Genomic DNA, 13,434 nt, shown 5'->3' on the forward strand with positions numbered 1-13,434 from the left:
CATGAAAACACACAAAATCGCAGTCATCGCCGGCGACGGCATCGGCAAGGAAGTCATGCCCGAGGGCATACGGGTGGTGGAAGCCGCCGCGCGCCGCTTCAACATCGGCATCGAATGGACCACCTTCGAGTGGGCCAGCTGCGACTACTACGCCACCCACGGCAAGATGATGCCGGACGACTGGTTCGAGCAGCTGAAGGGCTACGAAGCCATCTTCTTCGGCGCGGTCGGCTGGCCGGCGCTGGTGCCCGACCATATTTCGCTGTGGGGTTCGCTGCTGAAGTTCCGCCGCCAGTTCGACCAGTACGTCAACCTGCGGCCGGTGCGCCTGATGCCCGGCGTGCCCTGCCCGCTGGCCAACAAGCAGCCCGGCGACATCGACTTTTACATCGTGCGCGAAAACACCGAGGGCGAATATTCATCCGTCGGCGGCCGCATGTTTGAAGGGACGGAGCGCGAATTCGTGCTGCAGGAAGCGATCTTCACCCGCACCGGCGTGGACCGCGTGCTGCAATATGCCTTCGAGCTGGCGCAGAGCCGGCCGAGCAAGCACCTGACCTCGGCCACCAAATCGAACGGCATCTCGATCAGCATGCCGTACTGGGACGAGCGCGTGGCCGCGATGGCCAGGGACTATCCGGACGTGAGCTGGGACCAGTACCACATCGACATCCTGGCCGCGCGGTTCGTGCTGTCGCCGGAGCGCTTTGATGTGGTGGTGGCGTCCAACCTGTTCGGCGACATCCTGTCCGACCTCGGCCCGGCCTGCACCGGCACCATCGGCATTGCGCCGTCGGCCAACCTGAATCCGGGCCGGCAGTGGCCGTCCTTGTTCGAGCCGGTGCACGGCTCGGCGCCCGACATCTACGGCCAGAACATCGCCAATCCAGTGGCGATGATCTGGTCCGGCGCGATGATGCTGGACTTCCTCGGCAACGGCGACGCCAACTACCGCGCGGCGCACGACGCCATCGTCGCCGCCATCGAAGCCTGGCTGGTGGACGGCCAGCGCACGCCGGACATGGGCGGCACGGCCAGCACCACGGACGCCGGACTGGCCATCGCCGCGAAACTGGGTCCGGCCGGCGCGGTTTAGTCCGGGCCGCCTCCCGACGCCGGGGCCGCCACCGTGCGGCCGGTCAGTATGCCGGCGTATTGTGTGGCCGGCTCGCCCACGACCAGGCCGGCGGCGGTGATGTCGAAGAAGCGGATTTCCTTGCTGTGGTCGCTTGCGCGCACCTTGATCACCGAAATCACCCGCTTCAGCTGCCCCTCCAGCTCGACATAGCGCTGCATGACGATGGCGTCCGCCAGGAAGGCGTTGCCGTAGGAACTGAAGCGCAGCATCTCGTAGCGGTCTTCCAGCTCGGCCGTCATCAGCACCGTCACGCCCATCGCCGTCAGCACCGCCACCATGCGGTACAGCGACTCGCGGAAATCGTCGCGGAACGGCGACGCCAGCGCCAGCTCGAAGCCGGACAGCGAGTCGATCACCACCCGCTTGGCCTGCATGCGCTCGATCATCTCGACCAGGTCGTGCAGGATCTCGTCGATCGACAGGTCCAGCGTGCGGGTGTTGATGACGCCGACCTTTCCATTCTCGATCAGCTCGTTCAAATGATGGCTGAGCAGCTGATTCGGGCTTTTTTCAAACGCGGCGATCACGCCGGCCTCACCCCTGCTCACGCCCTCGGCCAGGAACTGCGTGGCCAGCACCGACTTGCCCGAACCGGAAGGTCCGACCAGCAGCAGCGAATAGCCGGCCGGCACGCCGCCGCCCATCATCCGGTCCAGTTCCGGCACGCCCAGCGACAGTCGCTGGCTGCCGACGATCGAGACTTCGGTGGTCGCGGCCCGCAACACCGCGCGCGGGAAGATCTCCACGCCGTCATCGCTGATGCGGAAGGTATGCACGCCCAGGCTCTGCGCCTGGCCGCGCATCTTGACCACCTGGATCTTGCGCACCAGCGCGTCGCGGTGCACCAGCTGCGACATCCAGATGATGCCGTCGGCCACCGTGAACACCGGGCTCGACTCGGCCTCCGGCGCCAGGTATTCGCCGATCAGGAAGGTGGTCGCCAGCCAGCTGGTCATCTGCATGCCCAGCTGCTGGACGAAGTGCTGCAGGCCGGCGGCGCCGCGCTCCATGCCCTGGGCCGACTGCACCACCGAGCGGAAGGAATCGACAAACACCAGGCTGGGCGAAAAATCGCGTACTTCGTCGGCGATGCGCGCCAGCACCTGGTCGAAGTCGCCCTCCAGCAGGTCGGCCGCCAGGTTGACGAACTTGATCGACTGGTTGACCTTGCTGATATCGAAGAACGGGAACTGCTGCTGGTAGCGCAGCATCTTCAGCGGCGGCTCGCCCAGCACGGTGAAGAACAGTGCGCGCCGGTCCGGTCCCGCCAGCGAAAACATCATCTGGTGCGCCATCGTGGTCTTGCCGCTGCCCGGCGTGCCTGCCAGCAGATTGAAGGAATATTCCGGGATCCCTCCGCCCAGCAATTCGTCCAGGCCCGGCACGCCAGTGGGCAGACGCTGGATTTTGACTTTATCGATCATTGTTGAATTCCCTTAGCGACGGTGTTCACGGTGTCGTGGTCCCAGGCCGATCGCATGATTGCAGTGGTCAAGGGCTCGCCGATCAATTGGATCAGCGTGTCGATGAAAGTATTGAGCAAGGCGATGCTTGCCTCGGCGGCGAGCGCCGGCGCCTGGTGTTCCAGGCTGGTCCTCAGTTTCTCGAACCGCGGGTCGGCGTCCTCCGCCAACCACGGATGTTGGGCACGCACCATGTGGATGCTGCGCGCGTACAGCGTATGGAAGCCGTTGCGGCCGATAATGGCGATCAATTCAATGGAAAGCCGTTCCCACAGCACCACGCTGTCCGCCGCGCCGGCGTCGGCACGGCGCGTCACAGTGCGCGCTATTATCTGGTGCAATTCGTCGTTAGTCGCCATAAGTGACGATATTCATTCAGTAAAGCGATAAGAATCGTTCGTACCGGCAAACCGGCAACAGCGTCAATGTACATGCAAGTCGATCAGGGCCAGCAGCATCGCGATCGCCACCGGCTTGACCAGGTAATGGTCGAAGCCGCTGCGCACCGCACGCGTCCGGTCCTGCGGCTGGTTATAGCCCGACGTGGCGATGAAATACGGCGCGCGCGGCGCAGGGCCGGCGCGGATGGCTTCCGCCACGGCGAAGCCATCGAGGCTTGGCAATCCGATGTCGCAGATCACCACGTCGAACCGCTGCGCCAGCGCCTGCTCAACCGCGTGGGCGCCATCGTAACATTGAACTACCGTATGGCCCCCCAATTCCAGCAACTGGCTGAGCGTTTCGTTGGCGTCATGATTGTCTTCGACCAGCAGGATGCGGCGCTGGTGCGGGCTGGCCAGGGCCGGCAGCGGCAGCGTCGGCCGCGTGGCGGCAGCCACGCTCATCGGCAGCAACACATTGAACGTGCTGCCCAGCCCGATTCCACCGCTGTGCGCCAGCACCGTCCCGCCGTGCATCTCGACCAGCGAGCGCACCAGCGTCAGGCCGATGCCCAGTCCGCCCTGGGCGCGGTCCAGCGATTGCAGGCCCTGCGTGAACAAGTCGAAAATAAATGGTTGCAATTCGGCCGGCATGCCCATGCCATGATCGCGCACGGACACCTGCACCATGCGGCCGACCTCCTGTGCCGTCACCACGATGACCTCGTGCTCCGGTGAAAATTTGGACGCGTTGTTGAGCAGGTTGGAAAACACCTGCGCCAGGCGCATGCAGTCGCCATATACGTGCGTGGTGCCCGGCGGCAGCACGACCTTCAATTGCTGCTGGCGGGCGTCGATCTGCGGCTGGCTGGCTTCCACCGCCGCGGCCAGGACATCGGCCAGCAGCAGCGGCGCCTTGTCCAGTCCGATCTTGCCGCTGCTGATGCGGGAGGCATCGAGCAAGTCCTCGATCAGGCGCGACATGTGGCCGATCTGGCGCTCGATGATCGCTTGCAAGCGTACCAGTTCGGGATTGCTGTCGGCCAGCTTGCCGAGCAAGGCGTTGGCGTGGGCGATGGGCTGCAGCGGATTGCGCAGTTCGTGCGCCAGCATCGACAGGAAGCTGCTCTGGCGCTGCGTCGCGTCCTCCGCGCTGGCCTGCTTGTCCTGCGCGCTGAAGGTGGCCAGCACCAGATGCTCATTGGCCTCGCGCAGCTGCACCACGTGGCTCTCCAGCGTCTGCGCGCTGGCGTGCTGCTGGCGCAGAAACTCCAGCTGCAGCAACAACTGGTTGATCAGCGCACGCAAGTCGCTCACTTCCTTGTCGTGCAAGGCCTGCAGCGACGCCGCTTCTAATGCGACCGGGAGATCGGGTACCGCGTTGTCGTCCATGATGGGGAACCGCCTTGAAAATTCGATCGGAACAACGCTGCGTTTGAGCTTTGGACGGTCGTGTCGGACACCTTAACCGGTTTTACCTGCCAGCAGGGAAATACTATGGCGGAATCTTGTCATGCCGGACCAGCAGCGCGCCGAAGCCGGCAGCGGGCAATGGCCTGCCAAGCAGAAAGCCCTGCCCTTCATCGCAGTGATGGGCGCGCAGGAAGAGTAGCTGTTCGGCCTGCTCGACGCCTTCGGCCACCACCCGCTGGCCCAGGCTGCGGCCCATGGCGATCACGGCGCTGACGATGACGCCGTCGCCCGGCGCGGCGTGAATGTCGCGCACGAAGGACTGGTCGATCTTCAGCACGTCGATCGGGAAGCGGTTCAGGTAGCTGAGGCTGGAGTAGCCGGTGCCGAAGTCGTCGATCGCCAGCCGCACGCCGATGTCCTTGAGCTCGTGCAGGATGGCCGCGCTGGCGCCGGCGTCGTGCATCAATACCCCTTCGGTGAGCTCCAGCTCCAGGCAGGCCGGCGCCAGGCCGCTGCCGGCCAGGATGGTGCGCAGCCGGCCGACGAAGCCGTCATCGCGGAATTCCAGCGCCGAAATGTTCACCGCGATCACGCCGGGATCGAGGCCGGCCCCCTTCCAGCGCGCCACCTGCATGCACGCCTCGCGCAACACCCATTCGCCGAGCGGCACGATCAGGCCGCAATCCTCGGCCACCGGAATGAAACGCGACGGCGCCACCGCGCCGTGCTCCGGGTGGGTCCAGCGCAGCAAGGCCTCGGCGCCCGTGATGGCGCCGCTGGCCAGGTTGATGCGCGGCTGATAATGCAGCGTGAACTGCCCCAGGCCCAGCGCCCGGTGCAGGTCGGCCTCGATGCGCTGCCGTTCGACCGCCCGCAGATTCATCTCGGGGCGATAGAAATAGCTGCGGTTGCGGCCGCTATGTTTGCCGTGGTACATCGCCATGTCGGCGTTGCGTATCAGTGTTTCGGCGTCGCCGCCGTCGTCCGGATACATGCTGATGCCGATCGTGCCGCCGATGTGGACGGATTCGCCGTCGAGCAGATACGGCTCGGCAATGGCGCGGCACAGCGTATCGGCCAGCTCGGCCACCGCGCGCTCGTTGGCCACCTCGGCCAGCAGCAAGACAAACTCGTCGCCGCCCTGGCGGCACGCGGTGTCGGAGGCGCGCAGCACCGACAGCAGGCGCTGGCCGACCGCCTGCAACAGCAGGTCGCCGATCGCGTGACCCAGCGAATCGTTGATGAGCTTGAAGCGGTCGAGGTCGACGAACAGCACCGCCATGCGGCTGTGCTGGCGCGCGGCCATGGCGATCGCCTGCGCCAGCCGCTCCATCAGCAGCACCCGATTGGGCAGGTTGGTCAGGAAATCGTGGTGCGCCAGGTAGCCCATGCGGTCCTTGGCGCGGCGCACTTCTTCGGTCAGCTCCTGCGCGCCCAGCGTGGCGATGACCAGTTGGGCGTTGGCCGCGCGCAGCCTTGTGAGTTCACGCTCGCGCGCGCGCAGGCGGCGCTGCGCATGGCGTTCGCGATCGGCGATCTGCACCTGACGCAACACCAGCTCCTGGCCCTGCTGGTCGAGCACGGCGTCGCGCCGCTCGGCGCTCAGTTCACGCGCCACCAGCAGCGCCTCGCGCGTCGCCAGCAGCTGCTCGCCGCCGGCCAACGCTGTCGCTTGCAGGCGGCCGGCGCTGCGCCGGTCATCCGCCCCCACCCGCGCTCCGCCGCGGCGTTCGGGGCGGGATTGATCGGCGACGTCGCTACTCATGGTGAACCTTTCATGCGGGTTTGATCGGCGGCGGCGCCAGCGCGCAGAAGATGCGCTGATGCTGGAGCCGGTCGCGCCAGGCGGCATCGACCACGCCGGCTGCCAGCGACTCGCCCACCAGCTGCACCAGCAACTCATAGAACATGCCGAACAGGCTGCGGCTGGCCGCCAGCCCTTCGTCCGCGCTCCGTGCCGCCAGTTGCGCGCCCAGCGCGTCGAACGCATGCATTGCGGAACTGCGAGCCGGCGTGCTGCGCACCCAAGTAAAGCGGACGCCGCACAAATCGACACAGCGGCAGAACAAGGCCATGAAGCCGTTGTCGCCCATGATCGGCGCCAACTGCTGGTGGACCGCGCGCCACAGCAGGACCGAGCGTCGCGACACCAGCACCGGTTGATTCGACTCCAGCCACATCAGGACGGCTTGCGGATAGTACTTTTCAGCGGTCATGATAGTTCCATCGAAAACACCCGCCCTGCCCGCATGCCGGAGGCGACATTGGTTCGCTGATGCGCCAAACGATAAAAAAACCGCTCGGAAGAGCGGTTTTTATCTGCCTTAAGCCGCTTTTTTTGCGGGCTTTTTATACCGCGACACCACGCCCATGAGGCCCAGTCCGGCCAGCATCATGACCACCATCTCCGGCTCCGGCACGCCGGAGACCAGCGCCACGCCATAGGCGCCGCCGGCGAAGCCATCGGCCACGCCGGTCACCACCAGATGGTAGGCGCCAGGCAGGTTCAAGCCGATGTCATAGGTGATGTTATTGCCGGGGAAGGTGCCGTACCACGCCGTGCTTGCAGCCGACGTGCCGCCCCAGACCGAATAGCTCAGGCCCTGGATATCGAATACATTCATGCCCTTGAACTCGACGTTGAGCGCGTTGGCCGACGCGCCAAGGCTGCCGGTGCTGACGACGAAGTCGATGGTATCCGTAAAGGCGGAGGCGTCGTGGACAAACAGGTGACTATAGGGGGTTGCCGGGCTCGCCGGCAAAACGCCCGCATCGATGCTGATGTCATTCGCCGACGCCATGCCGCTGGCGGCGAGCAGGGCCAGGCTGGCCATTACAAACTTAGTTTTCATTATTTACATCCCCAAGATAAACACTATGTGACCCGGATACCGGGAAGAGTCCCACACCGCCGGACGGCAAGGCGGCAACACGGCGCCTGGCGGCGCATCAGCATTTGATCGATGAGGTTGCGCACCCATCAACACTTCTCCATCGACAAACTTGTTCGATGAACCATCGTGACCGCGGCGACGATGTGGATCTGTGGGTTTCCGCACAAAACTATACAAAGTGCCATGTAACGTGGCTTTTCCTCACTATTTCCGCGACGAATGTATGCCAAGCCACAGACAGGGCGACGGACAGCTGTCAGTCTTGGCTCTAGGCATTTTTTTGTATCGATATGACATCAGGGGAATTCATGAACAGCGCGGCGTTTAGTCAAAACCGGCTACTGGCAATGCTGAGCGAAGCGGAATTCGCCAGGCTCTCGCCGCATCTGGAACTTGCATGCCATGCCCAAGGCGACGTCTTGTATCAGTGCGGGGGACAGCTGACGCACATCTACTTCCCCACCACCTCCATCGTTTCGATTCAATATGAGCTGGAAGACGGCGGCGCCTCGGAAATTGCCAGCGTGGGCAACGAAGGTTTGCTGGGCGTATCGTTGTTCATGGGCGGGGCGACCATGCCCAACCGGGCGGTGGTGCACAGCGCAGGGCACGGATACCGCTTGCGCGCGGACCGGTTGCTGGACGAATTTCATCACAAGGGGCCGCTGTTCGACCGCTTGCTGCGCTATACGCAGGCGCTGATGACGCAGATGTCGCAGACGGCCGTCTGCAACAGCCACCACTCGACCACGCAACGCCTGTGCCGCTGGCTGCTGCAAACACTGGATCATTCGAATACCAGCGAACTGGTGGTCACGCAGGAAGCGCTGGGGGCGATATTGGGCGTGCGGCGTGAAGGCATCACCGAAGCGGCCCGGCGCTTGCAGGAGCAGGGACTGATCAGTTGCCGGCGCGGCCGCATACGGGTGCTGACGCGCACCGGTCTTGAGGGACAAGTTTGCGAATGCTATGAAGTGATACGCAAGGAGACTGCGCGGCTGATGGCGTCGCCGAGCCAGCAGGTCTTACCGCCGCGCGAATGGCGGCAACGCACCGACGCCGCGAACCGGCGCACCGGGCCGGGCGAACGTCGCAACCGGACGGCGCCCGACCAGGACGGGACGACAATGGGCGATGCCCAGGCCATCCTCGTTTTTCCGACCTAGGCCTCAGCCCAGCTTCATCTTGGCCCGCAGCGCTTCGCGCACATGTGGCGTGGCGGCGTACGGATCGCCGGGATTGGTGCCGGCGACGATGTGCTGCATGCGCTCCTGCACGCCGGCCAGCGCGCCCGGATGCGAGTAGATGTAGAAGTCGCCGCTGGCGATGGCCTTGAAGGTGATCTCCGCCACGTCCTGCGCCGACACTTTGCCGGACGATACCGCCTTGTCCGTCATCGATTGCGCGGCCAGCTGGCTGGCGGTCGGGCCCTGCGTCATGCGCACGTCCTCGGGACGGTTGCGGTGCGACTGGCTGATCCCGGTCGGCACGAAGTACGGACACAGCACCGACGCCCCGATCGGCGCGCCGACCAGCTGCAGATCGTGGTACAAGGTCTCCGACAACGACACCACCGCATGCTTGGAGACGTTGTACACGCCCATCGCCGGCGCATTCAGCAAGCCCGCCATCGAGGCGGTGTTGACGATGTGCCCTTCGAACGCGGCATCGCTCTTGGCCGATTCCAGCATCAGCTTGGTGAAGATGCGCACGCCGTGGATCACGCCCCACACGTTCACGCCCATCACCCAGTCCCAGTCGGCCTCGGTGTTCTCCCAGATCAGCCCGCCGGAACCGACGCCGGCGTTGTTGAACAGCAGATGCACGGCGCCGAATTCGGCCACCGCCGCATCGGCCAGCGCCTGCACTTGCTCACCCTTGCGCACGTCGCACAGGCGCGAGATCACGCTGGCGCCCTGCGCCGTCAGCTCCTCGACCGCGCGTTGCAGCGCATCGACCTGCACGTCGGCCAGCACCAGCTTCATGCCCTCGCGCGCCGCCACGTTGGCGAATTCGCGCCCCAAACCACTTGCGCCGCCGGTGATGACGACGACCTTGTCTCTGAATGTTTTCATTGTTAGATAAGCTTCACCAGTTGTTTGCCGAAGTTTTGCCCTTGCAACAGGCCCATGAACGCTTGCGGCGCGGCCGCGAGGCCGTCCGCTACCGTTTCGCGGTATTTGATCTGATGGTTCGCGACCAGCACGGCCAGTTCCTGCAAGCCCTGCTGCCAGAATTCCATGTGTTCGGTGACGATGAAACCGCGCAGCATCACGCGGTTGAGCAACAGCAGGCGCGAATTCTTGATCGGCATTTCCTGGCCGTTGAAGCCGGCGATCAGGCCGCACAGCGCCACGCGGGCGAAGGGATTGGTGCGCGCCAGCGCCGCGTCCAGACAGGCGCCGCCGACGTTTTCAAAAATCGCATCGACACCGTCCGGCGTGGCGGCGGCCAGATCGGCCTCCAGGTTGCCGGCCTTGTAGTCGACACAGGCGTCAAAGCCCAGCTGCTTGACGACATACTCGCACTTCTCCGGCCCGCCGGCGATGCCGACCACGTGGCAGCCGCGCAGCCGCGCCAGTTGCCCGACCACGCTGCCGACCGCGCCGCTGGCGGCCGACACCACCACCGTGTCGCCGGCGCCCGCTTCCAGGATTTGATGGAAGCCATACCACGCCGCCATGCCCGGCATGCCGACCACGCCCAGGTAGGCCGACAGCGGAATGCGCGTGGTGTCGAGCTTGCGCAGCAGCACGCCGTCGGACACGCCCATCTCGGCCCAGCCCAGCATGCCGCCGACGAAGTCGCCGGCGCGGTAATAGTCGTTGCGCGACGCCAGCACCTGGCCCACGGTGCCGCCTATCATGGTCTGGTCCAACGCCTGCGAGGTGGCGTAGCTCTTGGCCGCGCTCATGCGTCCGCGCATGTACGGATCCAGCGACAGGTAGTGATTGCGGACCAGCACCTCGCCGTCGGCCAGCTCCGGCACGTCCACCGTCTCCAGCCGGAAGTTTTCCGCCGCCACCGGGCCGCGCGGACGCGCCGCCAGCACGATGCGCTGGTAAGTCTTGGGTAAAGCCGTCATTGTCAGACCGCCGATACGCCGCCGTCCACCGCCAGGATCTGGCCGGTGATGTGCTTGCCGGCGTCGGAGGCGAACAGCACCGCCGCGCCCTTCAAGTCCTCGTCGTCGCCCAGGCGGCCCAGCGGCGCGTCCTTGGTGATCTCGTCCGGTCCCAGCTTCTCCAGCAAGCCCTTGGTCATCTTCGACGGGAAGAAGCCCGGCGCCAGCGCGTTGACGGTGATGCCGTGGCGGCCCCACTCGCCGGCCAGCGTGCGCGTGAAGTTGACCAGCGCGCCTTTCGAGGTGTTGTAGGCGATGGTCTGCATGGCGCCCGGCGGATTGCCGGCCAGGCCGGCGATCGAGGCGATGTTGATGATGCGGCCGTAGCCGCGCGGGATCATCGAGCGCTTGCCGACCAGCTGCGACACCACGAAGATGCTGCGGATGTTCAGGTTCATCACCTTGTCCCAGGCTTCGAGCGGATGGTCTTCTGCCGGCGCGCCCCAGCTGGCGCCGGCGTTGTTGACCAGGATGTCGATATGGCCGAGGTGGGCCAGCGCGGCCGTCACCAGCGCGTCCGCGTGCGCATCCTGCGACAGGTCGGCGGCGATGGCGTGGGCGCTGATGCCGTGGCCGGTCAGGAAGGCCACCGCCTCATCCAGGTCGGCCTGCTTGCGCGAGGAGATCACCACCTTGGCGCCCTGCTCGCCCAGCGCCAGCGCCATTTGCAGGCCCAGTCCGCGCGAACCGCCGGTGATCAGCGCGGTCTTGCCGGCCAAGGAAAACAATTCTTGAGTTGTACGCATTGCGGGTCTCCTTGATTTATTTTAGATTTCGTAGTCCATGCACTGGCGCGCATCGCGCACCGCGCCGAAGAAGGGCTTCATGGCCACATGGTCGGGATGGTTCTGGTATGCGTCCAGCGCGGCCTTGTCGGTGAATTCGGAATACAGCATCACGTCATAGGTCGCGTCCAGGCCGGGCTGGGCCACGACGGCCTCCAGCTTCAGCAGGCCGGGCACCAGGCCCATGCAGCCGTCCAGCAGCGCTTTCATTTTGGCCGCGTTGGCGGCGCGGTCGGCGCCTTCGGCATGGTCTTTCAGTTTCCACATTACGATGTGCTTGATCATCTGGTCTCGCTTCAGTTATCGCTTTAGTTATCGCTTGGTTAGAACCACGCGTCGCGCATGTCGAGCGTGGTGGTGTCTATGCTGGCCAGCAGTTCCAGCTGCTGTTCGACTTTCGGCAATTCCCAGTGGAAGAAGTAACGGCAGGCTTGCAGCTTGCCGCGATAGAAATCGGCGTCGCCGGTTTCCAGCGCGGGGTTCAGCGCGCCAGCGGCCAGCAAGGCCTGCTGCAACCAGATCCAGGCAACCACCACGTGGCCCACCGCTTCCAGGTACAGGCTGGCGTTGGCCAGGGTTTTGTTCAGGTCGCCGGCAGCATACAGCTTTTGCGTGACGAGTTCCACTGCCTGCCACGCGCCATCGAGCGCATCGGCGTGCGCCAGCAGCTGCTTGCCGATGCCGGCCAGTTCGGCCAGCCCGGCCGCAATCGCATCGGGCGCGCCGACGCTGCCGCGCACCTTGCGCACCGTCTTGCGCAGCTCGGCGCCGAAGGCCTTGAACAGCGCGCCGTCCTGCATGGTGGCCTTGCGGCCCAGCAGGTCGAGGCCGTGGATGCCGTGCGTGCCTTCGTGGATGGCGTTCAGGCGGTTGTCGCGGTAGAACTGCTCGACGTTATATTCCCGCGTGTAACCGTAGCCGCCGTGCACCTGGATCGCCAGGCTGTTGGCCTCCACGCACCATTGCGACGGCCAGGATTTGGTGATCGGTGTCAGGAAATCCAGCAGGCGCGCCGCATGTTCGCGCGCTTCCGGCGTTTCGGCGCTGTGCTGCTCGTCGACCAGGCGGGCGCTGTACAGCACCAGGCCGAGGCCGCCCTCCACATAAGCCTTCTGGGCCAGCAGCATGCGCCGCACATCGGTGTGCTCGATGATGGGCAGTTGCGGCTGGGCCGGATCTTTTTGCGCCGGGTGGCGGCCTTGCGGACGATTGCGCGCGTAGTCCAGCGCGTGCAGGTAGCCGGTGTAGCCCAGCACCGCGGCGCCCAGGCCGACGCCGATGCGCGCCTCGTTCATCATGTGGAACATATTGGCCAGGCCCTGGTGCGGCTTGCCGACCAGGTAGCCGACGGCGCCGCCCTTGCCTTGCGGCTGGAACTTGCCCTCGCCGAAGTTGAGCAGGCAGTTGCTGGTGCCGCGGTTGCCCATCTTGTGGTTCAGTCCGGCCAGCACGACGTCGTTGCGCTCGCCGGGGCCGCCATCGTCGTTGACCAGGAACTTGGGCACGATGAACAGCGAGATGCCTTTGACGCCGGGGATCAGCTTGCCGTCCGGGCCGGGGATCTTGGCCAGCACCAGGTGCACGATGTTGTCCGACAGCTCGTGCTCGCCGGCCGAGATCCACATCTTGTTGCCGGTCAGGCGGAACTGGCGCTCGCCGTCCACGCCTGCTTGCGGATCGGGCACGGCGCGGCTGGTGATGTCGGACAGGCTGGAACCGGCCTGCGGCTCCGACAGGCACATGGTGCCGAAGTAGCGGCCGGCGAACATCGGATCGACATAGCGCCGCACCTGTTCCGGCGTGCCGCACTTGAGCAGGGTGTTGGCGGCGCTCATGGTCAGGAAGGTGTAGGCGCTGGTGGCCACGTTGGCCGCCGTGAAGTAGGCGGCCAGCGCCTTTTCCACCACCACCGGCAGCTGCATGCCGCCGCGCTCGAAGTCCTGCCCGGCCGCCATCAGGCCGGCGGCGGAGAAGGCGTCGAGCGCCGTCTTCACCTCCGGGATGATCTGGACGCGGAGGCAGCGCTCGCCGGGCACGGCGTGCGGTTCCTCGCTGTCGCTCTTCTTGTTGTGCGGCGCGAACAGCTCGGTGGCGAGCTGCTCGGCCGTATCGATGGCGGCATCGAAGGTTTCGCGGTTGTGGTCCTGGAAGCGGGCGCGCCGGGTCAGCGCCTCCGCATCCAGCCATTCGTACAGCATGAAGGCGATGTCGCGGCGCGACAGCAGGAGGGACGGCAT

13 protein-coding genes are annotated in these 13,434 nt (G+C 65.3%); 2 read left to right on the plus strand and 11 right to left on the minus strand.

Annotated elements, in window-relative coordinates:
- Position 1 precedes the first annotated feature (1 nt).
- Positions 2 to 1,096 carry a tartrate dehydrogenase gene (locus tag RUGAMON1_RS12490; RefSeq protein WP_445230814.1) on the plus strand — a complete coding sequence of 365 codons (1,095 nt, stop codon included), beginning with the start codon at positions 2 to 4 and terminating at the stop codon, positions 1,094 to 1,096.
- Here RUGAMON1_RS12490 and RUGAMON1_RS12495 read toward each other — a convergent pair.
- From RUGAMON1_RS12495 to RUGAMON1_RS12520, 6 genes are all read right to left on the minus strand, one after another.
- Positions 1,093 to 2,562, minus strand: coding sequence for an ATPase domain-containing protein (locus tag RUGAMON1_RS12495; RefSeq protein ID WP_445230815.1), 1,470 nt, complete (start codon positions 2,560 to 2,562; stop codon positions 1,093 to 1,095). The two genes, RUGAMON1_RS12490 and RUGAMON1_RS12495, sit on opposite strands and share 4 nt — an antisense overlap.
- Positions 2,559 to 2,960, minus strand: coding sequence for a hypothetical protein (locus tag RUGAMON1_RS12500; RefSeq protein WP_445230816.1), 402 nt, complete (start codon positions 2,958 to 2,960; stop codon positions 2,559 to 2,561). Before RUGAMON1_RS12500 ends, RUGAMON1_RS12495 begins: the two co-directional genes overlap by 4 nt.
- Before the next feature lie 63 nt (positions 2,961 to 3,023).
- Positions 3,024 to 4,373, minus strand: coding sequence for a hybrid sensor histidine kinase/response regulator (locus RUGAMON1_RS12505; protein WP_445230817.1), 1,350 nt, complete (start codon positions 4,371 to 4,373; stop codon positions 3,024 to 3,026).
- Between the two features lie 103 nt (positions 4,374 to 4,476).
- Positions 4,477 to 6,159 carry a putative bifunctional diguanylate cyclase/phosphodiesterase gene (locus RUGAMON1_RS12510; RefSeq protein WP_445230818.1) on the minus strand — a complete coding sequence of 561 codons (1,683 nt, stop codon included), beginning with the start codon at positions 6,157 to 6,159 and terminating at the stop codon, positions 4,477 to 4,479.
- A 10-nt stretch (positions 6,160 to 6,169) separates the two neighbouring features.
- Positions 6,170 to 6,610 carry a hypothetical protein gene (locus tag RUGAMON1_RS12515; RefSeq protein WP_445230819.1) on the minus strand — a complete coding sequence of 147 codons (441 nt, stop codon included), beginning with the start codon at positions 6,608 to 6,610 and terminating at the stop codon, positions 6,170 to 6,172.
- 108 nt (positions 6,611 to 6,718) lie between these two features.
- The gene (locus RUGAMON1_RS12520) at positions 6,719 to 7,246 is read right to left on the minus strand and encodes an FxDxF family PEP-CTERM protein (protein WP_445230820.1); all 528 of its coding nucleotides are present in this window, start codon (positions 7,244 to 7,246) and stop codon (positions 6,719 to 6,721) included.
- A gap of 350 nt (positions 7,247 to 7,596) precedes the next feature.
- Between RUGAMON1_RS12520 and RUGAMON1_RS12525 the strand changes: the two genes are divergently transcribed.
- Positions 7,597 to 8,454 carry a Crp/Fnr family transcriptional regulator gene (locus RUGAMON1_RS12525; protein WP_445230821.1) on the plus strand — a complete coding sequence of 286 codons (858 nt, stop codon included), beginning with the start codon at positions 7,597 to 7,599 and terminating at the stop codon, positions 8,452 to 8,454.
- 3 nt (positions 8,455 to 8,457) lie between these two features.
- Here the strand turns inward: RUGAMON1_RS12525 and RUGAMON1_RS12530 are convergent, their stop codons facing one another.
- From RUGAMON1_RS12530 to RUGAMON1_RS12550, 5 genes are read right to left on the minus strand one after another with little or no spacing between them, the layout of a single operon-like run.
- Positions 8,458 to 9,363, minus strand: coding sequence for an SDR family oxidoreductase (locus RUGAMON1_RS12530; RefSeq protein WP_445230822.1), 906 nt, complete (start codon positions 9,361 to 9,363; stop codon positions 8,458 to 8,460).
- Between the two features lie 2 nt (positions 9,364 to 9,365).
- Positions 9,366 to 10,373 carry an NADP-dependent oxidoreductase gene (locus RUGAMON1_RS12535; protein WP_445230823.1) on the minus strand — a complete coding sequence of 336 codons (1,008 nt, stop codon included), beginning with the start codon at positions 10,371 to 10,373 and terminating at the stop codon, positions 9,366 to 9,368.
- A gap of 2 nt (positions 10,374 to 10,375) precedes the next feature.
- The gene (locus RUGAMON1_RS12540) at positions 10,376 to 11,158 is read right to left on the minus strand and encodes an SDR family oxidoreductase (RefSeq protein ID WP_445230824.1); all 783 of its coding nucleotides are present in this window, start codon (positions 11,156 to 11,158) and stop codon (positions 10,376 to 10,378) included.
- A 21-nt stretch (positions 11,159 to 11,179) separates the two neighbouring features.
- On the minus strand, positions 11,180 to 11,482 hold the full coding sequence (locus RUGAMON1_RS12545; protein ID WP_445230825.1) for a Dabb family protein: 303 nt from the start codon (positions 11,480 to 11,482) through the stop codon (positions 11,180 to 11,182).
- 38 nt (positions 11,483 to 11,520) lie between these two features.
- The gene (locus RUGAMON1_RS12550) at positions 11,521 to 13,434 is read right to left on the minus strand and encodes an acyl-CoA dehydrogenase (protein WP_445230826.1); all 1,914 of its coding nucleotides are present in this window, start codon (positions 13,432 to 13,434) and stop codon (positions 11,521 to 11,523) included.

The sequence above is a fragment of the Duganella rhizosphaerae genome (assembly GCF_040364205.1).
Classification (GTDB): domain Bacteria; phylum Pseudomonadota; class Gammaproteobacteria; order Burkholderiales; family Burkholderiaceae_D; genus Rugamonas; species Rugamonas rhizosphaerae.

Coding starts and splice junctions, on each gene's coding strand:
- RUGAMON1_RS12490 (WP_445230814.1), top strand. CDS start 2: ATGAAAACACACAAAATCGCAGTCATCGCCGGCGACGGCATCGGCAAG.
- RUGAMON1_RS12495 (WP_445230815.1), bottom strand. CDS start 2,562: ATGATCGATAAAGTCAAAATCCAGCGTCTGCCCACTGGCGTGCCGGGC.
- RUGAMON1_RS12500 (WP_445230816.1), bottom strand. CDS start 2,960: ATGGCGACTAACGACGAATTGCACCAGATAATAGCGCGCACTGTGACG.
- RUGAMON1_RS12505 (WP_445230817.1), bottom strand. CDS start 4,373: ATGGACGACAACGCGGTACCCGATCTCCCGGTCGCATTAGAAGCGGCG.
- RUGAMON1_RS12510 (WP_445230818.1), bottom strand. CDS start 6,159: ATGAGTAGCGACGTCGCCGATCAATCCCGCCCCGAACGCCGCGGCGGA.
- RUGAMON1_RS12515 (WP_445230819.1), bottom strand. CDS start 6,610: ATGACCGCTGAAAAGTACTATCCGCAAGCCGTCCTGATGTGGCTGGAG.
- RUGAMON1_RS12520 (WP_445230820.1), bottom strand. CDS start 7,246: ATGAAAACTAAGTTTGTAATGGCCAGCCTGGCCCTGCTCGCCGCCAGC.
- RUGAMON1_RS12525 (WP_445230821.1), top strand. CDS start 7,597: ATGAACAGCGCGGCGTTTAGTCAAAACCGGCTACTGGCAATGCTGAGC.
- RUGAMON1_RS12530 (WP_445230822.1), bottom strand. CDS start 9,363: ATGAAAACATTCAGAGACAAGGTCGTCGTCATCACCGGCGGCGCAAGT.
- RUGAMON1_RS12535 (WP_445230823.1), bottom strand. CDS start 10,373: ATGACGGCTTTACCCAAGACTTACCAGCGCATCGTGCTGGCGGCGCGT.
- RUGAMON1_RS12540 (WP_445230824.1), bottom strand. CDS start 11,158: ATGCGTACAACTCAAGAATTGTTTTCCTTGGCCGGCAAGACCGCGCTG.
- RUGAMON1_RS12545 (WP_445230825.1), bottom strand. CDS start 11,482: ATGATCAAGCACATCGTAATGTGGAAACTGAAAGACCATGCCGAAGGC.
- RUGAMON1_RS12550 (WP_445230826.1), bottom strand. CDS start 13,434: ATGCCGTCCCTCCTGCTGTCGCGCCGCGACATCGCCTTCATGCTGTAC.